Annotated in this window: 15 protein-coding genes; 8 read left to right on the forward strand and 7 right to left on the reverse strand. The window is 58.0% G+C overall.

From position 1 onward, the window contains the following. Positions 1-404 precede the first annotated feature (404 nt). Complete coding sequence (locus ACWNRM_RS14445; RefSeq protein WP_485171062.1) at positions 405-1,184, forward strand: SDR family oxidoreductase; 780 nt, start codon at positions 405-407, stop codon at positions 1,182-1,184. A 450-nt stretch (positions 1,185-1,634) separates the two neighbouring features. After that, positions 1,635-3,389, forward strand: a complete 1,755-nt coding sequence (locus tag ACWNRM_RS14450; protein WP_485171061.1) for a hypothetical protein — start codon at positions 1,635-1,637, stop codon at positions 3,387-3,389. Positions 3,390-3,483: 94 nt separating this feature from the next. Here the strand turns inward: ACWNRM_RS14450 and ACWNRM_RS14455 are convergent, their stop codons facing one another. Further along, on the reverse strand, positions 3,484-6,093 hold the full coding sequence (locus ACWNRM_RS14455; protein WP_485171060.1) for a TonB-dependent receptor plug domain-containing protein: 2,610 nt from the start codon (positions 6,091-6,093) through the stop codon (positions 3,484-3,486). Positions 6,094-6,398: 305 nt separating this feature from the next. Beyond that, positions 6,399-8,669, reverse strand: a complete 2,271-nt coding sequence (locus ACWNRM_RS14460) for a TonB-dependent receptor (RefSeq protein WP_485171059.1) — start codon at positions 8,667-8,669, stop codon at positions 6,399-6,401. Between the two features lie 530 nt (positions 8,670-9,199). Here ACWNRM_RS14460 and ACWNRM_RS14465 point away from each other — a divergent pair. From ACWNRM_RS14465 to ACWNRM_RS14490, 6 genes are all read left to right on the forward strand, one after another. Then, on the forward strand, positions 9,200-10,690 hold the full coding sequence (locus ACWNRM_RS14465; protein ID WP_485171058.1) for a carbohydrate porin: 1,491 nt from the start codon (positions 9,200-9,202) through the stop codon (positions 10,688-10,690). An 8-nt stretch (positions 10,691-10,698) separates the two neighbouring features. After that, complete coding sequence (locus ACWNRM_RS14470) at positions 10,699-11,853, forward strand: NHL repeat-containing protein (protein ID WP_485171057.1); 1,155 nt, start codon at positions 10,699-10,701, stop codon at positions 11,851-11,853. Then, a complete protein-coding gene (locus ACWNRM_RS14475; RefSeq protein WP_485171056.1) occupies positions 11,850-13,094 on the forward strand; it encodes a Dyp-type peroxidase in 1,245 nt (414 codons plus the stop codon). Before ACWNRM_RS14470 ends, ACWNRM_RS14475 begins: the two co-directional genes overlap by 4 nt. A 247-nt stretch (positions 13,095-13,341) precedes the next feature. After that, the gene (locus ACWNRM_RS14480; RefSeq protein WP_485171055.1) at positions 13,342-13,752 is read left to right on the forward strand and encodes a DUF2946 family protein; all 411 of its coding nucleotides are present in this window, start codon (positions 13,342-13,344) and stop codon (positions 13,750-13,752) included. Between the two features lie 87 nt (positions 13,753-13,839). Further along, complete coding sequence (locus ACWNRM_RS14485; protein ID WP_485171054.1) at positions 13,840-16,086, forward strand: TonB-dependent receptor; 2,247 nt, start codon at positions 13,840-13,842, stop codon at positions 16,084-16,086. A 198-nt stretch (positions 16,087-16,284) separates the two neighbouring features. Further along, on the forward strand, positions 16,285-17,469 hold the full coding sequence (locus ACWNRM_RS14490) for an MFS transporter (RefSeq protein ID WP_485171053.1): 1,185 nt from the start codon (positions 16,285-16,287) through the stop codon (positions 17,467-17,469). Between the two features lie 21 nt (positions 17,470-17,490). Here the strand turns inward: ACWNRM_RS14490 and ACWNRM_RS14495 are convergent, their stop codons facing one another. The 5 genes from ACWNRM_RS14495 to ACWNRM_RS14515 all read right to left on the reverse strand — a co-directional run. Then, entirely contained in the window at positions 17,491-17,661 is a 171-nt protein-coding gene (locus ACWNRM_RS14495; protein ID WP_485171052.1) for a hypothetical protein, read from the reverse strand. A 590-nt stretch (positions 17,662-18,251) separates the two neighbouring features. Then, the gene (gene pstS / locus ACWNRM_RS14500) at positions 18,252-19,259 is read right to left on the reverse strand and encodes a phosphate ABC transporter substrate-binding protein PstS (RefSeq protein ID WP_485171051.1); all 1,008 of its coding nucleotides are present in this window, start codon (positions 19,257-19,259) and stop codon (positions 18,252-18,254) included. Between the two features lie 512 nt (positions 19,260-19,771). After that, positions 19,772-21,349, reverse strand: a complete 1,578-nt coding sequence (locus ACWNRM_RS14505) for a carbohydrate porin (protein ID WP_485171050.1) — start codon at positions 21,347-21,349, stop codon at positions 19,772-19,774. Between the two features lie 350 nt (positions 21,350-21,699). Then, positions 21,700-22,479 (reverse strand): copper resistance protein B, encoded by a 780-nt coding sequence (locus ACWNRM_RS14510; RefSeq protein WP_485171049.1) that lies wholly within the window; start codon positions 22,477-22,479, stop codon positions 21,700-21,702. Further along, positions 22,476-23,177: multicopper oxidase domain-containing protein (locus ACWNRM_RS14515; protein WP_485172247.1), on the reverse strand; the 702-nt coding region annotated here is incomplete at its 5' end. The genes ACWNRM_RS14510 and ACWNRM_RS14515, both read right to left, overlap by 4 nt.

Raw genomic sequence — 23,177 nt, forward strand, 5'->3', positions numbered from 1 at the left:
CACGTAGATCCAGAGACAGGGTGCGTGACGACATCCAGCGCCGGCCTCCATCCCGGCCGTCATCTTGAATCAGATCACACACAGATTGGGAATCCCAAATGATTCAATCAGCAACGAAAACGCTCTAGCGCCTGTTGCCACCATTAGGCGCACGGCGGTCATGAGAGGTGGTAGTTAGCACCAGGTCTCCGCAAAGGCCGTTGAGAACCATATGGAGTTTTCGATATCATGAAGAGAATACATTTTTGCTGTAATAATATATATCGTTATTATGTCGATACATTGCGCGGTCTGGCCTTTGGGGAGGCGATGGTCTAAATTTACTGTGATACCTGTTTCAGTCTGCTTACGCGACCCGATCAAACGCTCTATATTCTGTGTGATAAATCACATGGAGCGTGATCATGAAGATGGATTTTTCAGCGGCCGACGTCGATCTGGACTTTTCGCTTAAGGGGAAGGTAGCGCTGGTTACGGGTGGTGCATCAGGCATCGGTGCGGCCATTGCGACCGCGTTTATCCGCAAGGGTGCCAAGGTTGCACTGGTTGATGTCAATCTGGACAACGCAGCCGCTAAAGCTGCCGAGCTGGGTGATGGCGCTGTACCCTTCTCCTGCGACGTATCCAGCCCGGAATCTGTGACCAAGGCTGTCGCCGACGTGCAGGCGACATTTGGCCAGCTCGATATTCTGGTCAATTGCGCGGGTGTCGTGTTCCTTGCACCTGCCGAGACGCTTCCGCTCGACTATTGGGACAAGACGATTGCCATCAACCTGAAGGGGAGCTTTCTGGTTACCCAGACTGTCGGTCAGGCTATGATCAAGGCACGGAATGGCGGGCGTATCATTAATCTCGCTTCGCAGGCCGGCACAGTCGCAATCGAAGAGCACGTCGCTTATTGTGCCTCGAAATTCGGTGTGATCGGCATGTCCAAAACCTTCGCAGCGGAATGGGGCAAATATGGCATTACGGTTAATACGCTTTCCCCGACCGTGGTCCTGACCGAGCTCGGCAAGAAGGCCTGGGCGGGTGAAAAGGGTGAAGCCGCCATCAAGCGTATTCCAGCCGGGCGTTTTGCAATCCCGGAAGAAATAGCCGCCGCCGCAGTGTTCCTAGCCTCCTCCGGTGCGGCGATGATCAACGGTGCCGATATCCTGATCGACGGCGGCTATACCATTCTCTGAAAAATAGCCGAGCGCTGGCGTAGTTCATCATGCTGCGCCAGTCGCTCTGTCGCCGGTCATACGCATGATGCGTCACGCTGTGGGGCGGGGCGGGATAGGGTGTCGTTCATCCTTATCAGTCAGTGGCTCGCCTTGACAACGCGCGGGATGGCGCCGGCGCCGTTACGGACCAGGTGATCGGCCCACCGATGTAGATAGGCCTTTTCCTGAGGCTTTCGGCGCGCGCCAAGGATCGGGATCTGTGTCCCGGAAACCACAATTTTTCATACTTTGTCAGGAACCCGCCACGCAACGTCACGGTAGAAAATCGCATTATCGTTTGAAAACAATGCACTAGATCTACTGTCATCTAACTGTCATATGGGAGTCATCAAAGCTTCGCAGGTCATGCGCGGGAGCACCGATTAAGGGAGGCTCACACCCACCGCAGCATCGGAAGATGAACCTGATATGACCTCTCTCCCCCGTGCCTGTCGCCTGCTGCTGGCGTCGGTATCTCTGGCCTCTCTGGCTATTGCGACGCCGGTACGCGCAGCCAGTCTCGATCAGATGACCCTGATGGAGAAGCAGATCAAGGCCATGCAGTCCCAGCTGGCCGACATGAAGCGCGAGCATAATCGCGAGATGAAGCGCATTCATGACCAGCTGGCACAACAGAGACAATCAGAGGAAAACGATCCCTACGGTGCACGTAACGGATATCGTGGCATGCCCGCGCACGGCTCGGGCCAGGCTGCGACGGGTGGTTTCTCCACGGCATCGGCTCCAGGGCCGAACAGCAATGTTCTCCTGCCTCCTGTCAATGCCGCAACCCCGTATGGTCAGCTGACCGGCACGCCGACCGGCCGCGTGACCGATCTCTATGGGCCGCTTCATCGTGGTCAGATCCAGATCGGTGGCGTACGTATTACTCTGGGTGGTTATGTCGAGGCCGCGACCATGTTCAGGTCGCGCAACAACGTATCTGACATCTCGTCGAATTTCGGGTCCATTCCTTTCGCGAACAACCCGAACTACCACATCAACGAGTTCCATGAATCGGCGCGCCAGAGCCGCCTTGCCGCACTGGTTGAAGGTGACATCACCCGCAACCTCCGCGCACAGGCCTATATCGAAACCGATTTCCAGGGCGCTGGCTCATCGTCCAACTCGCGTCAGTCCAACTCCTATGTTCTTCGTGAGCGCGTCTTCTACGGTCAGCTGATCGATGACGCCGACGAACTGACGCTGCTGGGCGGTCAGAACTGGTCGCTTCTCACCATGTTCAACCACGGCATGCGCGCCCGTGACGAGCAGGTGCCGCTGTCGATCGATGCCCAGTACATCCCGGGCTTCAACTGGACGCGTAATACCCAGATCCGACTGGTCAAGGGCTTTGATCACGGCCGCTACAATATGGGCATCTCGGTCGAGAACCCGCAGCAGGTCATCGCGGTTGGCTCAGGCGGTCAGTATCTTCCCGCCGGTGCGACTTCGGGCACCTATCAGAATGCTGGTGTGAACGTGAACAATCCGTCGACCAACTATTCGACGGATGTGGCGCCAGACATTATCGGCAAGCTCGCGGCTGACCCGGGTTGGGGCCATTACGAGTTGACCGGGCTACTGCGCTTCGCTCATAGCCGTGTCTCTTACACCGGTACGGGCCAGAGCAGCACAAAGCTGGCTGGCGGCGGCGGCGGTGGCCTCATCCTGCCAGTCGAGAAGTCGCACAAGGTGTTCTTCCAGGCATCTGGCCTGATTGGCACCGGGATCGGGCGTTACGGCACATCCAATATTCCTGACGTGACCATTGACTCCAAGGGCCAGGTCAAGCCCATGCCGGCGGCCAACGTGCTGGTCGGCCTTTACGGCAATGCCACCAAGGCGTTGCAGCTCTATGCCTATGGCGGCATGGAAATGCTGCGTTCGCGTTCGTATTTCAATGTGGGCGGCAAGCATTACGGTTATGGCAACCCGCTCTACAACGTAGGTGGATGTGATATCGAGGGCGCAGCGTCGAGCGCCTGCCAGACCAGCATCAACCGCGTGGTACAGGGTACGGCCGGTTTCTGGTGGACCTATCTGCATGGCGATTACGGTACGCTACGTGTTGGTGCCCAGTACTCCTACACCTATGTCACCTCCTTCAGCGGGGTGGGTGGAACGCCGCACACGAACGACAATATGGTGTTCCTCTCGCTGCGTTATCTGCCCTTCCAGTAAGGGGGCGGCTTCACGAGGGTTTTCAACGGAAAAAGCCGGGCGTTACTGCCCGGCTTTTTTTATGCTTCAGCCGATTGACCGAGCCGCAGGCGGGTCAGAAATCTGCGTTGATGCGCCCGAAATAGTAGCCACCATTGATAGGCACCTGTGCCGAGGCGCTGTCGTAAACGAGCACGCCGTAAGAGGCGAGTTGGGCAGGCACCTTGCGGGGACGTATGTTGAAAATATTGTTGGCCCCGACAGCGACATGCCAGTGCTGATTGAAACGGTAGCCGATCTCGAGATCGGTCAACCAGCGCGGCGTGTTCTTGAACTGGGCAAAGCACACATTCGAACCGCGCAACGCCTTGCCATTGATCGGACAAATGGCGCTGGCCGGTGTCCAGTCCTGATAGGTGAGCATCCCGACCGTCTGACCATAGCGCGACTGCCGCAGGTTCACGTCCCAGTTGCCCAGCGTGTAATAGGCGTTCAGCACGATCTTGCTGCGGGGTGACTCGCTGGTGAGATAAGCCGTGGTCTGGGCATTGAGCAAAGGCGTGCCGGTGGCCGAAAGACCGTTATGGGTCAGGGTGGTCCGGTTGATATTGAGGCCCATCGACAGCAGCAGATTACCGTAGCGATGCATCCTCAGGCGGTAATCTGCCTTGATGTCGATACCCTGAGTGCGTGTGCTTGCCCCATTCGAGAAGTAATAGGCCGAAAACCCGGTCGGGTTCGTCAGGGTCGCGCCACCGGGCAGGGTGTAGCCCAGCTGTTCGATGGCGGCGATGGCCTGTGCCCCGACAACGGTACCGCCCTGCACAATACGATCACGCAGGTTGATCTGATAGACATCCGCCTCGACATGGAAATTATCGAGAGGCTCAAGCACGATACCACCACTGGCATTGGTCGATCTTTCAGGCTTGAGAGCGCTGGCACCCAGCGTCCTTGCGGCGTCCGACGAGACCGGAAGCAGGCCGGACGCCGAGGTCGGCCCCACGCTCAGGGCAGAGTAATGCTGTTCGGCAAGGGTTGGGGCACGAAATCCGTTACTGATAGTGGCACGCACGGCGATACGTTTGGTGAAATCATAGCGCGCCGAGATCTTGCCGTTTTCGGTGTTGCCCGCATCGGTATAATGTTCGAAGCGTCCGGCCAGATCGATGTCCAGCTTGGGCAGGGGATGAAAGTCATCATCCAGATAGGCGGCCCAGATATCGCGGCTCCAGCTTCCCGCATTCTGTGGCGCGGCACCGGCATAGCCCTGCGTGCCGCCTGCTTCGTAGGACGGGGGTTCACCCGCCACGATGTCATACATCTCAAGCCTGTGCTGACCGCCGAAGGCGAGCGTCATGGGCACGGCATTGGCGATGCGGAAGCTGCGCCGGAAGTCGAGATTATTGGTCCACATCGCATTGCGATAGGTTTCGGCCCGCGCACTGGTTGGCGAGTACCCGCAGCCCTGCGACGAATAATAGGCCTTGGCCTTGTTGGTAGTCTGGCATGATGACCCCAGCATACCGGTATTGGCAGTGTTCTTGGTGTTGATGTCGTCCTCATCGGCGCCATATTCGGTGCTCAGATCCCAGTCGAATCCGAAGAAATGACTGCCTCTGATCCCCAGATTGGCCTGATAATCGTTTTCCTCAATGACCTCGATCGGCGAAAATCCTGTGGGGTAGAGGGTGGGAGCGATATTGGACACGCGGTAATTCTGGATGGATTCAGCGTGACGATGCCCATAGGTAATGAGGCCGTAAAAATCGATGTCGGCTGTGATCGGCTTGCCGAAGTCGATCCCCAGATTTTCGCGTGTTTCCTCGGGGGTGCTCAGGATCTTGTTCGAGTTTGTCGGCACCTTGATGGCATTGGGAAGAATACCGTAATAGCCGCTCGTATTGGCCCCCGCTGGCGCATAGGGCAGCAGGCGATGGTCAATCGTATTCGTGTAGAAATGATCCGTGTGATAGATCTGCCCGCTGAGATGCAGATAGCCGTCGCGGCCGAGTTTGGTCCCGCCATCGGCATTGAGCTGGTAGTTCCACCCGCTGCCGGCATAGGCGTTGGCCCCGGTCTGCGCGGCCATATGCAGGCCATGATCCTGCTTTTTGGTGATGATATTCACGACACCCGCGATGGCGTCCGATCCGTATTGCGCTGCGGCACCATCCTGTAGCACCTCGATATGATCGATGGCATTGGCCGGGATCATGTTGAGATCGACAGGTGTCGAGCCGAACTGGGGACCGGGATTCTGGACGACATTGCCCGTGACGTGCCGCCTCTTGCCATCGACGAGCACCAGAACCTGGTTCGGATTGAGGCCGCGCATACGAATCGAGCCTGTAAGCGCGGCTGTATCGCTCCCGCGTGCCTGAATATTGATGGCCGGATAGACCCGCGTGATGGCATCGGTCAGGTTCAGCTGACCTGAACGCGCAAGTTCGGCCCCGCTGATGACGGTGATGGGGCTCGTGCTGTCGCGGGCCTTGCGGTTGACCGCATGGGTCCCGGTCACGATGACGGATTCTTCTCCCGAGACAGGCCGGGCACGACGTGCAGGCGCTGTGTGGGGGGTGGTATTGGTCTTGTGGGCTGCCTTTGCAGCCTTGTCCCGACCTTGTGTCGGGTGAGTGGCTTGTGCATGAGCCTGCTGGGCTGACGTGACAGCCGTAATGGCTCCCAGAGAGACGGTCAGCAGGGCGAGTCTTTTCTTCATCGAAGTCCTTCCGATCCGTAAAAACACAGTTTTCCGTTCCGATATCGAAACAATACAGACGTAAGAAATCGAGCAGGCGCGCCTGTATGTCCCCGGCTTTGTCAGGTGATGTGATGGGCAAGTGGATAGGGCAGGGAATGAGCCTGGCGGGCATCCTGCCGCATATGTCGCGGCAGAGGGCTTTCCGGTTCGACCCATTTCCGTTGATCCATCGAAACGATAAATGTTTTTTTAAAAGAGCGGAAGGGTGTTTTGATGCGTTTATGCAATAAAATTCATCGGGAATACGTGGCCTGGTCGCAGCTCTAGAAGCCCGATGAAAGCGCCACTACGCCAGCAAAGCCGCCGCCCACGAAATAGGTTGGCGCCTTGCCAGCAATCATGGTGCCATAGACGCCGCGTGTGGCACGTCTGTTGAGCGAGACGCCATTAACCCCTGAAAGATAACCTGATCGCCCGAGATTGATAAGATTGAGCTGGATCTGTGGCGTGCGGAGGGCATTGAACTGCCTGAACCTGTAACCGAGAGACAGATTGGCAGTCGCGAAAGCCGGTATCTTCTCGTCGTTCATGAAGGTCGAATAGGTGGACCCGACATAGCTGCCGTTAAACAGGCCAAAAATCTGCCCGTCATCATAGGATAGTCCAAGCCCGCCAGAGAAAGTTGGGGTTCGTACAGGTGCCTTGCCTTTGGTGGGCAGGTAGTCACTGCCCGAGCGCAGATTATTATCGACGGTCGCGTGGATATATTGTCCCGACAGATAAGGGCTGAAATGGTGATAGGGCTTCATAGCGAGTTCAAACTGTGCGCCACGCGCGGTCTGGCCACCGGCATTGATCGATTCAGTGGTCATGACACCGTTTAGAACGGTCGTGGTCGTAACCTGCCGGTTGGTGAAGTTGTAATTGAAGAGCGCAACCGAGACATTGACCAGCCCGGTATGTCGATAGCCGATTTCCTCACCAATCGAATATTCCGGCCGGATATCCGAGGCAGCCACACGTGTCTGCTGTCCTGTGGAGAGGCTGAAGCGATCCTGATAGCTTGAAATGCCTGAGGGTGCCCGAAACCCCGTGGTTCCATTGACATAAAGCTGGTCATGATCGCTCAGGCGCCAGGAGGCTGTAATCTGGGGCAGGGGGGAGACATAACTTGCCCCGCTACGATAGCGCGCCCCGGGCAGAAGATTGGTCACGTTGCGCGTCACCATGATCACGCGAAGGCCAGCAGAGAGCGTCAATCTGTGATCGAGCAGCGAGAGCCTGTCGGTCAGCGAGAGCGCGTTGACCTGCTGCATCAGCCGCGCATCATAGGACGAGAGGGGCGAACCATCGGCGGCAAGGATGGGATAGCGGCCTGTCTGGCTCGGCACGCCACCCTGCGCATCAGGCAGGACGTAACGCGAGAGACTGGAAAAATCGTAGTAGGAATACCAGTAGCCAAGGCTTACGCGGTTGGCCCCTGTGTCGATGTGGAGGGCCGTGTTCATTCCCGGATGGGACTGCCTGTAAGTGTCTGTCGCCACAGCCGGGATGACGGCCCCCAGTGACGGTGAGACCTGAAGCGGCCCGGCAGGCCGGTTGCCCTGATAGCTGCCAAGACGGTTCAGACTGGTCCCGTAACTGTCATACCCCGAGACATAGATAAAATAAGGCGTGATATCGAGCGTGACATGGCGATTGGGGTGGAGAGACAGGGGGGCAGAAACAAAGCTCTGGGCCCGGGCATTCTCCTGAAAGCGATAATAGTTGCTGTCGCCTGTCTTGTAGCTGCCGGTATAGTTGAAGTCGGTGCCGTATTGATCCCACTGGGCGAGGGTGGGTGGTCGCAGGTAGAAACCCCGGTCGCGATTGAAGGAAAAGATCAGTGAGGCGCTGTTTCGCGCCCCCCATTCTTTCAGCAGGCGCATATCGGTGTGATAGCGGCGGCCGGCTCCCGCGCCCCGCCACTGATCGGCGCCTCTGTATGAAAACGAGGCAAAACCCTTGATGCCTGTATGGCCGATCCGGCCGCTATCCAGGCGCAGGAATTCACGATTGAGGTTGAAAGAGCCCCAGGAGCCGCTTGCAAAGCCTCCCGCCTCTTCTGAAGGCTTGCGCATCTTCACGGCAATCTCACCTCCCACCGCGTTATAAAGCGGCGCGTCTGTGCCAGCCGCCCCCTGGGTGAGCGTGATGGATGAGATGTTTTCATTATCAGCCGTGGCCGAAGTGTAAGGAACCAGGAATAACGGCGGCGCGGCAGGTACATTTTCAAAAAGATAACCAATTTCAGTCTGATCGAGACCGCGCACTGATAGTCCCTGCTGCTCGTCATTCATGCCAAGAGGGTCATTGCCTGAATATACCACACCCGGAAGGCTGGCGATCATGGCGACAGGAGAGAGTGTCGCGGACTGACGGGCGATGAAATCACGCGTCAATCCGCTGCGGGAGTGGGGGGCTGTCTGGCTGGGCATCATGCCACCCCCCGCGGTCGTTCCTCTGGTGCCGTCGGGATTGCTGCGATGACGACGTACGGTGACCGTTTCGTGGCGTTGACCTGCGACTTGCGTATGGGGGCCGTTGTTGCCCACTCTTGGTTTTTCGGGCGTCTCACGTCCTACGTTCGGCTGCTCGTCTTGGCCGCGGACCGACTCATCTCTCGTTGTGTCAGCGAATGCTGGATCGGACATCGAAACGACAGACCATAGCAGGGAAGAGGCGAGGAGACGGGATTGTTTGGACAAGCGATTGTTCCGGGTGGAGCCGTGCAGACGCAAATGTCAGCAAGGAAGATCGTGAAAACCAGGTGCGATCACTTGGTTAAGAAATCCGTCGTTTTGTGTAAAATGATATATTATAACAAAACGTGGATCCTGCTTGGCACGCCTCTCGAAGAGGCGTGCAGAAGAAGACGATGAGTTATTTACATTAGATATAAAAGACAGTTTTGAAATTGTATTTGAATATATGTGGAAACTTCCATATATAATCAGGATTTTATTACTCGTTATAAATAGTCAATCTTCACAAATCAGGCATAAATTTTTATTAACGACACATGTCAAAACATTGCTGCTATCTATATGCGAATGATTCTCACAATCATGAGAAGAAAGATAGCATGCTGAAATTCAAAGCCGCACGGGTTCGTCTGCCGAAAGCAGGGCGAGGCAGGGTATTAGGGGCAGGTATTGGCTTCGTATCCGCTTTAACCCCCACGGTCGCCCGCGCCGTCCCGCCGCCTGTGAACCTTGGCAATGCTGCCGAGGCTGGTGATGAGGCCTCGGCAGGGGTGTTCGGTTTCCTTTCCAACTGGCGGCGGAGTTCCAATCTGCTTGGCAATATGTGGGGTCTGCGCCCTGAACTCGGCAAATACGGTGCTGTTCTCGCCATCCAGGAGACATCGGAAGTTTTCGGAAACCCTACGGGCGGCAGTCATCGTGGGGCGGGTTATAACGGGCTCACAGTGGCCGTGCTGCAGGTCGATACGCAGCGCGCCTTGGGCTGGTATGGCGGCACGTTCAATGTAAGCATGGAGCAGATCCATGGCCGCAATTACAGCGCCGATAACCTTATGGCCCTGCAAACGGTCAGCGGGATCGAGGCCGATCGGGCCACGCGTCTGTGGGAGCTCTGGTATGACCAGAAGTTTCTCGACCAGCAGAAGCTCGACATCAAGATAGGCCAGCAGAGCCTCGACCAGGAATATATGGTGAGTGCCAACGCGCTCGTGTTTGCCAACACGATGTTCGGCTGGCCCATGCTCCCTTCGGCCGATCTGCCTGGTGGTGGCCCCGCCTATCCGCTTTCGGCGTTGGGTGTGCGAGGCAAATACTGGCTTGCGACACCACTTTACCTCCTTGGCGGTGTGTATAGCGGCAGCCCGACCCGCAGCCGCGATGGCGACCCTCAGATGACCAATCCTTCCGGTACAAGCTTTCCGCTGAACCGCGGTGTGATGGCAATTGCCGAACTGCAATATGTGTATCCCGCTTTGGGGGCCATGGTGTCACCCGACGAGGTTCAGCCCCTCTCTCACGTCTATCGCATAGGCGGGTGGTATGATTCCGAGCCATTTGCCGACCAGTACTGGGACAACACCGGGATACCGCTGGCCTCACCGAACAGCAACGGTGCGGCGCTCACCCATCGCGGGGCATTCAGCTTCTACGCTGTGATGGATCAGATGATCTGGCGCAGTCATACCGATCCCAACAGAACCATCAGCCTTTTCGGACGCGCGATGGGGGCCCCGCAATCGGACCGTGTGCCGATCGATTTCAGCCTGAATTTCGGCCTGACATTCAATGACCCGCTCCCGTACCGTACAGACGATACCTTCGGTATTGGCATGGGCTACACCCATGTGAGCGGGGCGCTGGCCAATTATGACCGGGCGGTGAGGCGCTATTCAGGGGCCTATTCACCCACCCAGGGCGGGGAAACCTATGTCGAGGTGACCTACCAGTACCAGTTTACCGGCTGGATGCAGTGGCAGCCCGATTTTCAATACATCTTCAATCCTGGTGGCGGCATTCCCAATCCGTCCCATCCGGATCGACGGCTTAAAGACGAACTCGTGTTCGGCTTTCGCACCAATATTGCGCTTTGAGGAACACCATGTCGCCCCGTTTGTCCTGCACTGCTCTTGCTCTTCTGGCTCTTGCCTCGGCGCCCCACCATGCCCGCGCCGAGCAGAAGGGCTTTCTGGAAACCCTGCACCGCCATACGACGCTGGCTTCGACCAGCCCCGGGAATGGCGACCTCAACCCCTACGCTGTTGTGGTTGTGCCACAGGATATGGGCGTGCTGAAAAAGAACGAGGTGCTCGTCACCAATTTCAACAACATCAGCAATCTGCAGGGAACAGGCACCACAATTGTCGCCTACTCTCCCATCACCGGCAATGCACGACTATTTGCCAATCTGCCGAGTAATCTCGCTGCCTGCCCCGGCGGTGTGGGCCTTACAACGGCGCTGACCATTCTCAAATCGGGCTGGATTATCGTCGGCAGTGCCCCCAGCAAGGATGGCACGACCACCACCAAGGGTGATGGATGCCTGATTGTGCTCGATGCCAATGGCAAGTTCGTCACGACCTGGAAGGGACCGCTGATCAACGCACCCTGGGGGGATATTGCCAGTGTCGATCATGGCGACAAGGCGACACTCTTCATTTCCATGACCGGGTTCGATCTGCCTGGCCCTAATGTCGTGGATCCCAAAACCAATTACCCACCGATCCTGCAGAAAGCGACGGTGCTGCGCCTGGAGCTCAGTATCCCGGCAGGTGGGCCACCGGTGCTCGACAAGCAGACCGTTGTGGCCAGCGGTTTTTCTGCCCGTGCCGATCGCGACAACTTCCTGTTTGGCCCGACCGGGCTCGCGCTGGATGACGATGGCACACTCTACGTCACTGATGGCTACGACAACGAGGTAACGGCCATTGATAATGCCCTGACACGCGAGGAACCGGTGACACGCGTCAATGATGCGGTGGGGCGGGTCATCACCAAGGGCGGATTGCTGAACTGGCCTTTGGCCATGATCTGGGTGCCCGGCCATCATCTGCTGGTTGCCAATGGTCGAAACGGGCAGGTGGTCGAGATCGACCCCGCTACGAAAAAGCAGATCTACGCCCAGTGGGTGGATGCCGATCAGGCCCAGCAGCCCCCAGGCAATGGGGATCTGTTTGGACTTGCCATGACCCCCGATGGAAAGAGCTTCTATTACGTTGAGGACGACATGAACACGTTGAATGTGAGCCAGCCATGACCGACGCAAAGTTCTGGCCCGCATTGCGCCGCCGTCGTTTCCTCGCGGGGTCTGTGGCCCTGGGCGGCCTGTCTCCTGCCGTCGCAGGGGCAAAGGCAGTTCATGCAGATCAGGAACCGGATCGATCGCATGGTGCGATCGCCGTGTCCCACCAGCCCGGCATCATCACGCCCCAGCAGCCTCATGCCTATGTCATCACGTTCGATGTGACGACAGACAAGCGCGAAGCCCTCGTGAAGATGCTACGCGCGTGGAGTGAGGCCGCAGACAGACTGATGGCAGGCAAGGATATGCCGGGTCTTGTCGATTCAGACGAGACAGATGGCCTTGGTCAACGCGACTTGACGATCACCATCGGCTTTGGCCCAACCCTGTTTATCAGGGAGGGGAAGGACCGTTTCGGTCTGGCCTCGCATCGCCCTGCGGCGCTGGCCGATCTGCCGCGATTCACAGGCGATCAGCTGGTACCAGCCCGCACCGGTGGCGATCTGTGCGTGCAGTGCTGCGCAGATGACCCCCAGACGACACTGCATGCCTCGCGCATCCTGACCCGTCTGGCCTATGATATCGCCACGCCGCGCTGGGCGCAGGCAGGCTTCCTGCCCAATTTCGGCAAGGGCAAGACACCGCGCAATCTGATGGGCTTCAAGGACGGGACCATCAATCCCGATGCTCAAAACCCGAAGAGTGCGGATCGGTATATATGGGCTGCTGCCAGCGATCTCCAATGGATGCAGGGGGGGAGCTATCTCGTTGCGCGTATCATTCGTATCGCATTGGAGCACTGGGACCGTACACCTGTTGCGTTCCAGGAAGAAACGATGGGGCGTCAGAAGCTCAGCGGGGCACCTATTGGCGGACACGGTGAATTCGAGCCACTGACCCTGACGCAGAAGGATCATGACGGCAACCCTGTCACGGTCCAGAACTCCCATGCCCGTCTTGCAGCGCCAGAGGAGAATGGCGGCGCGCAAATTCTTCGTCGGGCCTATTCTTATGACAACGGCTTGAGCTACACCGCCGAGCGCTGGCCGCCGTGGCGTCAGGGTATGGAGATGGATGCGGGCCTGTTGTTCCTGAGCTGGCAGCAGGACCCCCGGACAGGTTTCGTCAGGATTTTCGAAAAAATGTCCAAATTCGATATGATGAACCAGTACACGACCCATATCGGGGGCGGGCTATTTGCCTGCCCCGGTAGAAGGGATCGAGAGTTTGTCGGCCAGACTTTATTCGAGAGTTGATCAGATATAGCGTCTGGTCTTGAGGTGTATTATTTGAGCGTAACGATTGCAGGGGTCTGCTTCTCGCACAAGCTTCCTATATTTTGGAGCACTATAGTCCTTTTTTATAATGCTGGACGTTGAAAGGGCGTCGCTGTATTTCACCCGATAGGTAGCCGCTTCGGATTACAGGGCGGGCACATACAGGGGCGGGGCCATTTCACCGGCTGGGCGACATTCACGAGGGATCAGAACAGGCGCATCGTTCATGCGCCTGCCTCTTTGCCTTGTCGTTCTCTTCGGGTTCCTTGCCTCGCTTGGGCTGCTGGGGCTGGCCGAGCCGGATGAGACCCCCAGAGCCGAAATAGAGCGACTGATCGGGGTCGATATCGCGTCCGCCATGGATATGGCCGACCCCATGGGCATGTGTGATTCCACGTCCATGGCGATGCCCGCATCGCATCACATGCCAAAGGCAGGGCATCATCACCACGATACAGCCTGTGCGCTTTGTCCGCTTCTTCAGTTGGCTGTGTTCATTCTCGGGGTCGCTCTGCTGGCGGCGTTTTGCCGCTCGATCCGGCTTAACCACATCGTTTCGCTTCCCCCTTGCCGCGCGCCGCCCGGATTACGTTGGGTCCTGCCGCCATCCCAGGCACCGCCAGTCATCCTGATCTGACATCGCTTTCCGTACTCCGGTGGACGTTTCCTTGGGGAACGAGCTGGACGGCGGAATTTCGTATCAAGACTGATCAGGATCAATTCCATGACACTGCCCCCTTATGGCAGAACGCGCCGTTGCGCCTATCTCGCGTTCGGGTGTACCTCATTGCTCGCCCTTATTGTTGCGACCAACGCCCACGCGGCGACCACGCCTCCAGCCACCACCTCGCCCCGCGGCGGGACCGAAGTCGCTGCGAGCGCACTCGAAACATCGCAACGTCAGACAAGGCCCTCCTCCATCAAACAAAAAGCGTCGAACAGGCTCGCGAACCAGTCAGATGGCGATGACACGCCGGTCGAATATCTCCGTGTGCAGGGGATACGGCGTACCGCCATTCATTCACCCGATACAGCTTCGCTACTCAAAGGCTCGCTGGGCTACACGCAATATGCTGCGGGTGGGGTCTCATCCTTGCCCGTCCTCAACGGTATGGCCGATGACCGCGTCGCGACCATTGTGGATGGCATGCGTATTGCCTCGGCCTGTCCCAATCACATGAACCCTGCGATGTCGTATATCGACCCCGACAGTGTTTCCTCTGCCGAGGCCATTGCTGGTGTCACCCCGGTCAGCCTCGGGGGCGACAGCACCGGCGGCACGGTAAAGGTTGAGCGCAAGGACCCGCTTTTTGCTGCTCCCGGCAAGATCCTTGTGACGGGCCATGTGCGGGGCGATTATCGCAGCAATGGCGGCGGCTCGGGGGCTTCAGGCACGGTGACAGTCGCCAATGATCTGCTCAGCCTGCGTTATACCGGCTCCTATAGCCATGCGAGCAATTACCATACGGGGGGTGATGGCAAGCAGGTTCGCTCCAGCAGCTATCTCTCCTTCAATCATGCCGTAACGGCTGGCCTCAAGAAGGATAATCACCTGCTCGCCCTGACCTTTGGGCAGCAGGATATTCCGTATGAGGGTTTCCCCAACCAGTATATGGACATGACCAATAACCGCTCGACATTTGTGAACGGCAAATATCGTGGCGAGTATCGATGGGCGACCCTTGACGTACGCGGGTTCTGGCAGCGCGTCGATCACGTCATGAACATGATGAATGACAAGGGTGGTCATAGCGCGACCAGGGGTATGCCGATGAACACGGATGCCCGGACGGCGGGTTATGCAATTGACCTCACCGTGCCGCTCAGTACGCGTCACAATATCAAGCTCGGCAGTAGCTATGACCATAACGGACTGAATGACTGGTGGCCGCCGCTCGTGGGCAGCATGATGATGGGCCCGGGAACGTTTCACAACATCAATAACGGGCATCGCGATCGCCTGGGTCACTATATCGAGTGGAATGCCCAGTGGACACGACGCTTCTCGACCCAGCTCGGGCTGCGCAGCGATCTGATCATGATGAATACGGGCAAGGTAGCCCCGTATTCCTGGACCGGCATGATGCAGATGGCCGATATCATGGCGGCACGTAAGTTCAACGCTGCCTCGCGGGGGCGGACAGACACCAATTTCGACGTGACGGCCATCGGTCGCTGGCATATTCGGGACGACCTGATGCTTGAGGGCGGTTACGCCCGCAAGACACGGTCGCCCAACCTGTACGAGCGCTATGCCTGGGGTATGGGCACCATGGCCACGCGCATGATCGGCTGGTTTGGCGATGGCAATGGCTATGTGGGCAATCTCAACCTGCGCCCCGAAATTGCGAATACGGCCAGCATGACGCTGACATGGCACGACCCGAAAGGCGAGGGCTGGGAATTTCGGCTCCAGCCATTCTATACTTACACAGAGGGCTACATTAACGTCGTCCGTCTGGCATCATTCAGCAATGGGCTGTCGAAGCTGCAATTCGTCAATCATAATGCGCAGAGTTACGGCCTCAATGGCTCAGCCCGTTATCGCCTGTGGAACGACGAGCGCTTCGGGCAGGGCAGGATCGTGACAAGTTTCAACTGGGTGCGCGGGCAGGACATGGTCACCCATTCCGGCTTGTATCATCAGATGCCTGCCAATGGCACGATCGGCCTTCGCGAGACCTATCAGAACTGGACCGGACGTGTGGATGTCACGCTGGTGAAGAAGAAAGCGACGGTGGACTGGCTGCGTAACGAGCCGCGCACACCGGGTTATGCGCTGTTGGGCCTGGGCGGGAGCTATCGCTGGCGCAAGCTCACGCTGGATGCGAGCATCGAGAATGTGCTGAACCAGAAATACTATCTGCCGCTAGGGGGGCTCTCACTGGGTGATTACCGTCAGACGAATATCCTGTCGCCCCTCGCCGGACTTGGCCGGTCGTTCAATCTCAGCCTGACAGCCGCGTTCTGACGACGACAAGGCGACGCGTTCATTCAGACGGCGTCGCCTCGCCCGTGCCGGGCCAGCAGGATGTGTCGCCCTAAGGGGCCATGACAAACAACCCACATGCTGTCTTGCCTAATCTGCCACCCGCGCTTATCGCCTAGCCCACTGGTCAATGTTCAGGGGACCGCTTGGAGCGGCTGGCGGAAACGGGAGCGCTTTGTGATGGTTGGGGTGACGGATCAGGCTACGGCAAAATGTGAAGCTCCGGACAGGCTTCCCCGTCATGCCATGATCATTCTGGCTCTGGCTGCCTTCGTGACCTTGCTCACCGAGATCATGCCTGCCGGATTGCTATCGCTGCTTGCAGATGGCCTCCAGATCACCCAGGCGGCAAGTGGGCAGTTTATCACGGCCTTTGCGTTGGGTGCCCTATGCGCTGCTCTTCCTTCAACGGCGCTGACCTACAAGATGCCACGCAAGCGCCTGCTCCTGCTGGGTCTGGTTGGCTTCACGCTGATCAATGCAGCAAACGGCATGATTACCAATCTGGCGCTTGCCCTGACCATACGTTTTTTCGCCGGATGCTGTGGCGGGCTGATCTGGGCCATGTTCGCGGGTTACGCAACGCGGCTTTCACCACCGGCACAACGGGGCAGGGCAATTGCGCTGGCGGGTTCGGGCGTCACGCTCGCACTCGTGCTTGGGGCACCGTTGAGCGCGGCAATTGGCCAATGGCTGGGCTGGCGCGGCGCCTTTTTATGTCTTGGCGGGTTTTCGGGCCTGCTCGTGATCTGGTCGCTCTTCTTTCTGCCAGATGCACCGGGCAGTCAGGCCGGGAGCCATTTCAGCCTTTCCGGCAGCCTGCGCCAGCCTGGTGTGCTTGCCAATCTGACACTGATTTTCAGCTTTGTTGCGGCCCATAGCCTGCTCTACGTTTTCATCGAGCCCCTGCTTGTCCCCTCCGGACTTGGAGCGCGCGTGGATCTCCTCCTGCTGGTCTTTGGCGGAGGCTCGGTTGCCGGTCTCTTTGTCACCGGCATCCTGATCGATCATCATCTCTCGCGGCTGACGATGGCCAGTATTCTCGTATTTATGGCGGCCTGTCTGCTCATGTCACTTGGTCTGACGCACAAGCTTCCGGTCTGCCTTGGTGTTGTTCTGTGGGGTATTACCACTGGCGGGTTTGCAGCCCTCACGCAAAGTGCCATGACGAGCGTCGCAGGAAGCTTTATGGATACCGCTCAGGCCATGGCGACAACGGCCTGGAACTTCGCCGTATCAGCCGGTGGGTTATTGGGAGGTGCATTGCTGACCCACAGCAGCATCATCGCGCTGCCTGTCGCCGCGATCCTGCTTTTGCTGCTGGGGCTGGGGGCCTATCAACGCGGACTGCGCCCGCTCATTTGAAGGATAGGCCCCGTCAGGCCGTCAGAGCGTTTTGACACGCGTCGTGGCGACGCGCAGACGATGTTTTCTGACCGTGCGCACGGTGAACACTGCCAACCCGACGACCACGACAGTTGCTGCGAAGCTCAGCGTGAGAGACTGCAAATCGGTCATCGCATAATGTAAATGCGCGGGGCCCCACCATCTTGTCATTTTGACTCTCCGTTATTCTGGGCCGGCGAACCAGCATTTAGCTGGCCCTTTGTGCTCTTGTCAGAAAGCTGATCCGCTCGACAAAGGAAAAGTGGGCGTATTGGAAATTGTCGTCAATATTTTACTACAGATAAAATAATCACAATTTTATCTTATTGATATAGATCAAAACGAATAAACGCAAAGAAATAGAATGGCAACTACAATGTGTGCATTTGCAACACGGAAGTGATCCGAAGCCACCAGGGCAAAAACGGCACCAAAGAGGGCTTTCTCCATGGGGGAATTGTCTTGCGCCGGGGAGTGGTGGCCGCTTTGGGAGTTCTCTCCGAGCCCGAGCGGCTGCCTCACAGGTGAGTTGCTAACAGAAAGCTGTGACACGCTGCATTGCGCGTGCAGACGCAGTCAAAGACGCTCAAGGCGCAGAAGCAGGGGATGCATGAGGCTTCCAGACGCCTCGATGTCGTATACGAGCGAGTCGTAATATGGTCCCTGGAACAAAAAAAGCCCGCCACGGTCACGTCAGGCGTGCCGGGCGGGCTTCGGTATAGGTCCGGCTGCAATAAGGCGCAGCCGGGAACAGGGCGACCTCAGTTCTTCGGCCAGCCCTGCAGGACCGCGTCCTTTACGGATTGGGGCAGCGGAACATAATCCAGCTTCACAGCATCAGGATTGCCGTTCTTGAGCGCATAGCTGAAGAAGTCTTTCACGGCCTTGCCCTGCGCTGCATCCTTCGGGTCAGTCGGAACCAGCACGAAGGTGGCACTCATGATAGGCCAGGCGTTTGCACCAGCTGTATCAAGCAGATCCACGGCATAACGGTCTGCATGGGCCCAATCGGCATGGGCAGCAGCGGCAGCGAAAGCAGCGGAGTCCGGCTTGATGAACGCGCCATCATGATCGCGAAGCTGCGCCATGTTCAGATGGTTGCGGCTGGCATAGGCGTATTCCACGTAGCCGATACCGCCTTCTGATTCCTTCACGCCAGCGGCAACACCGTCATTGCCGCGCGCACCCGCACCGCCTGCCCAGGCGATTGACGTACCAGCGCCGAATTTCTGCTTCCAGGCACTGGAAACCTTGGCGAGGTAAGAAGTGAACACGAAGCTGGTGCCCGACGCATCCGCACGGTGGATCGGGGCCACATCCGTGTCCGGCAGCTTGAGGCCCGGGTTGAGTGCCGCAATGCGCGGGTCATTCCAGGTCGAGATCGTGCCATCATAGAGTCCGGCAATGGCAGGGCCATCGAGCTTCAGCGCGCCGGGGGCAATACCCGGTACGTTCACGATAACGACAATCCCGCCCATGGCCGTCGGGAATTGATAAAGCTTGTTGCTGTCCAGCTTCGCCGCGTCCATTGGCTTGTCAGAAGCGCCGAAATCGACCGTACGCGCAATCGCCTGGTTCTGACCTGCACCCGAACCAACGCTCTGGTAGTTGACAGAGGTGCCGATCGCCTTTTGTGCAGTCTCACCCCAAGCGCCATAGATCGGAGCCGCGAAGCTCGATCCGGCACCGGTGATGGTTGCGGCGTGCGATACGCCGCATGACAGGGCCAGAGAGAGCGACAGGGCGCCGAGAATTCGGGAAAGCTGCATTGTTTGACCTCGATAGATCGTGATGACGGCTCGTTCTATCGGCGCCGGAAACAGGAAGATACATTTATAAAATGATAGTTTTATGAATGCCTCATGGGGCTCTGGGATGACGCGTGGCCTGACCCGGAACCCGTCACGCGGTGTGTCCGCACTGGGCCGTGATACCGCTTTCCAGTGGCGTGATCGGTCCGGTTGATGGGGGATCAGCCAGCGCCGATCCGTGCGAATGATCGACGCTCCGCTCGGGGGGACTGTCTGGACCGATGGAGATCGAAGCAGATGAGGCCAAGCAGAGGGGCGAACCACGCCGAGCCTCACGTTTGTGATTTGCGCGTTAGCGATAGATGAGACAGCGACGGCATTCGTCGCGGGATAAATGGTCTCGCCTTACTTGCGACCGAAAAAAGGGCCAATCGGCCACCATCGGGTGCTGTGCACTTCAGGTCGGTTGCAGTACGCTGTATCCTGCAATGGCCCCCGCCCGTGAGAGGGCAGGGCCACGGGGCGCTGTGTCAGAAGCTGACGCCTGTTTCAAGGTCGATCAGCAAGGCGTTTTTGTACCGGTTGGTGCCGCCCGGATGCCAAATATACTGCAGGCCGGGGCGGATGGTGAGCCACGGAGCCGGACGCCAGCCATAGTTGATTTCGCCAGAATGTTCACCGCTCGGCTTGAGCAACCCTGTATCCTGCGTCTGTACCGCCTGGAGGGCTCCAACATAGGCGCCCAGCTTGGGGTTCACGAAGTTGAACTTGCCACCAATGCTGATCGTATCGTTCGGCCGGTTCCAGAACGTCCCTTTGCGCACGACACCCCAGGTGATGAAATACGGGGCGATTGCCGTGCGCGGGTCACCCCAGGTGAAGGACAGGAACGCCACGGTCGAGCGCGATGAATCGCTCCTGTCGCGCTGCAGCATCTGGTCGGCCATGAACCATCCGCCGTAACGGCCACGCACCTTGTCGATGGGCAGATTGCCGAGCACGCTTGTCGGCAGCTCAAAGCCTGCCAGCTGGGCGTAGACGTTCTTGACCTCTGACGTATCCCAGTAACCGCCAATCTTGACGTTTGTCGGCAGGCGACCCTTGGTGTCGGTGCCGCCGAAATGCCAGCCAAGCTGGAAGGGCAGGTAGGCGCCGGTCGAACCATGCAGCCACATTTTCCAGGCATAGCCTGTGTTTGAAATGGTCGGATCGGCGTTATAGATGCCAGCCGACACGAGCATGCGCTGATCACCGAAGGGGAAAAGCTTCACGAACGCGCCGGGATGGGCGGTTGGATAGTAGCCATAGCCGGAGTTGCTGGCGAGCGCCTGTGGCATACCGCAGATCGCGTTCGATTCGAACTGGCAATAAAGATTCATGCCCCAATGCATGGTGGACTGACCGAAATCATTTTCGGTGTTGATCCAGCCGATTTCGGTATCGGCGTAGCGGTTCCACTGCATTTCCCATGAGAGCCGTGTGAAACGAATGGTCTCGCCCGAACCGAAAATTTCCTGCGGGCTATTCAGCGCGGGAAGCTGCTGGCCAATGCCGAGGCCGGCGCGTTCGGTGAGCAGCACATGGAACATACCGTAATTATGCCCGGTGAGCTGGGCAAAATTGACATCGGCCCCGATCGCCACTTCATGAGCATAGCGCACGGTCTGGGCGCGCCCGCCGGTAGGATTACCTGCGCTGTCCTGCAGGTAGTGGCCCTGCGGCGTGATGCCCATGTTCTGCAAGCGGGTACGCAGGCCGCCCCAGTCACCCGTCATTGTGGGCTGCTTAAGCCAGTCTGAAAAACTCGCCGGAAAAAGGGCCTCGTTACCCGGTACCGGCACGAAGGGGTGGCGCACGGTGCCCAGAGAGGGCTGTGTGCGATCATAGGGGCTGCCATAGAGATTGGGCGGGTTATCCGCGCCCTTGCCTGCATGATTCTGGGTTGCCGTTTCCTTGAGCATAGGATCAAGCGTGGCTGCGGTCTGGTCACTGGGGCTCGCTTGCTGGCTCTGACTCTGGGCAGAGGCCGGTGCGACGAGAAGGCAGCTCCCAAGTATCGTCCCGGCAGCCCAAAGTGCCAGACGCCCTGCGGCATTCTTAACAGGCATGATCGCGCGATCTCTCCATACTGACAGGTAACAACCTCACGCGACGCAAAGCTGAGATATCGCCAGTTCCGTGCGTCGTCGCGCCCTCCCTATCAATATTTCATATCATGACAAGGAGATTGACGGCTGCAATCTGTTTCCCACGTTGTGGGCTCATGGCCTGTGTTTTTGAGGCAACACCTTTGTATCGGGTGCGGATCATCAAAATATCGTCGTGGATGGTATAGTGCGGCAGATATAAGTTCCGAGATTGCGTTGACTGTCGGCAGCGGTCATGTGCCGGCGGTTCGGGAGTGATCCGCCGGGATGAACGTTTTCCTATGCCTTGTAGGCAGTCATTCTTCGCATGATCAAAACCAGCTGCGGATACCAATCGTCAGGCGCAGGTTGCCGCCACTATCGTTTCGCTCCCTGGCAAAACGCCGCGCCTGCTGGAAATAACCGTCATAGGTCATGGCGATGTAGGGCGCGAATTTGCGCCATATCTCGTATCGGAGCCTCAACCCCGTGTCGATATCGGAAATTCCGGCACCGTTACCCCGGGCGCGATCAGCCTTTGAATAGAGATTCAGCTCGATCTGTGGCTGCAGAATCAGCCGGTTCGTCAAAAGAATGTCGTACGAGCCCTCAAACCGAGCAGCAAAGCGCCCCTGATCGCTGACATAGCCCGTAGCCTGCAGTTCAAACTGATAAAGCGACAGCCCCTGTATACCGAGCGCCGCCCAGGTGCGTGTGGGACCACTATCCAGATCGACGCGAACACCGCCCTGCACGTCGAAATAAGAGGATACGGCGCGGCTATAGAGAACCTCCTGATCGCCATCTCCCATGCGGCCTTTCGACACGGTGCCCTCGGAGCGTAGCCAGAGGCGATTATAATCGCCGCCAATCCAGGCTTCGCCATCCCACCGGAAGCTTGAATTCTGTCCGGCAAGGCGCCCTTCAAACTCGTCAAGCAGGCCATGGACCCATATTCCCTGATCCATGACAGGCATGACCCCGTCGATATAGCTGGGCATCGCTGCACTCGTCTTTGCCTGCGACGCAGGCGCCGCATGGCTGCCGCACGTGAGCAGAAGGGTACCGGCAAGGCCAGTCAGAAAGTTGATGGTGTGTCGGCACATATTCATGACACCACCACCGTGCGGAACATGCCGAGATGCATGTGATAGATCAGGTGACAATGCAGCGCCCACATGCCCGGCGTATCTGCCGTCACAAGATAGCTGAGCTTCGAGCCGGGCTGGGAGAGAATGGTATGCTTGTTGGGTCTGAGCGCCCCCTGACCGTTTTCCAGCTCGCTCCAGAACCCATGCAGATGGATCGGATGCTCCATCATCGTATCGTTGATGAGTGTGATCCGCACACGTTCTCCCAGACCCAGAATGATTGGCGGCGCTTCAGAGAATTTTTTTGCATCAAAACCCCAGATATAGCGCGTCATATTCCCTGTCAGGTGCAGCACGATCTCCCGGCTTGGGGGGCGTTGGTCCGGGGCAGGGCGCAGGGCACGGAGCATCGCGTAGCTAAGGACCACACGCCCGTTATGCTCCAGTCCATCGCCCGGTTCGGAAAGGCGATTGACAGGATTCATGGCGACATTCTGGTTTTCCACATTGCGTGGCGGCGGGCCGGGGTCATCAATCTGGATGGGTTGCGCCGGGGTCGGATGCGCGCTTGACGCTGGTTTGTCTTGCGGTTTCATGCCGCTCATGCCGCTCATGCCGCTCATGCCGCTCATGCCGCTCATGCCGCTCATGCCGCTCATGCCGCTCATGCCGCTCATGCCGCTCATGCCGCTCATGCCGCTCATGCCGCTCATGCCGCT

It is taken from the genome of Asaia sp. A2, assembly GCF_057319415.1.

Excerpts from the sequence above, each read along its gene's own strand:
- ACWNRM_RS14445 (WP_485171062.1), top strand. The coding sequence starts at position 405 with ATGAAGATGGATTTTTCAGCGGCCGACGTCGATCTGGACTTTTCGCTT.
- ACWNRM_RS14450 (WP_485171061.1), top strand. The coding sequence starts at position 1,635 with ATGACCTCTCTCCCCCGTGCCTGTCGCCTGCTGCTGGCGTCGGTATCT.
- ACWNRM_RS14455 (WP_485171060.1), bottom strand. The coding sequence starts at position 6,093 with ATGAAGAAAAGACTCGCCCTGCTGACCGTCTCTCTGGGAGCCATTACG.
- ACWNRM_RS14465 (WP_485171058.1), top strand. The coding sequence starts at position 9,200 with ATGCTGAAATTCAAAGCCGCACGGGTTCGTCTGCCGAAAGCAGGGCGA.
- ACWNRM_RS14470 (WP_485171057.1), top strand. The coding sequence starts at position 10,699 with ATGTCGCCCCGTTTGTCCTGCACTGCTCTTGCTCTTCTGGCTCTTGCC.
- ACWNRM_RS14475 (WP_485171056.1), top strand. The coding sequence starts at position 11,850 with ATGACCGACGCAAAGTTCTGGCCCGCATTGCGCCGCCGTCGTTTCCTC.
- ACWNRM_RS14480 (WP_485171055.1), top strand. The coding sequence starts at position 13,342 with ATGCGCCTGCCTCTTTGCCTTGTCGTTCTCTTCGGGTTCCTTGCCTCG.
- ACWNRM_RS14485 (WP_485171054.1), top strand. The coding sequence starts at position 13,840 with ATGACACTGCCCCCTTATGGCAGAACGCGCCGTTGCGCCTATCTCGCG.
- ACWNRM_RS14490 (WP_485171053.1), top strand. The coding sequence starts at position 16,285 with ATGGTTGGGGTGACGGATCAGGCTACGGCAAAATGTGAAGCTCCGGAC.
- ACWNRM_RS14495 (WP_485171052.1), bottom strand. The coding sequence starts at position 17,661 with ATGACAAGATGGTGGGGCCCCGCGCATTTACATTATGCGATGACCGAT.
- pstS (WP_485171051.1), bottom strand. The coding sequence starts at position 19,259 with ATGCAGCTTTCCCGAATTCTCGGCGCCCTGTCGCTCTCTCTGGCCCTG.
- ACWNRM_RS14505 (WP_485171050.1), bottom strand. The coding sequence starts at position 21,349 with ATGCCTGTTAAGAATGCCGCAGGGCGTCTGGCACTTTGGGCTGCCGGG.
- ACWNRM_RS14510 (WP_485171049.1), bottom strand. The coding sequence starts at position 22,479 with ATGAATATGTGCCGACACACCATCAACTTTCTGACTGGCCTTGCCGGT.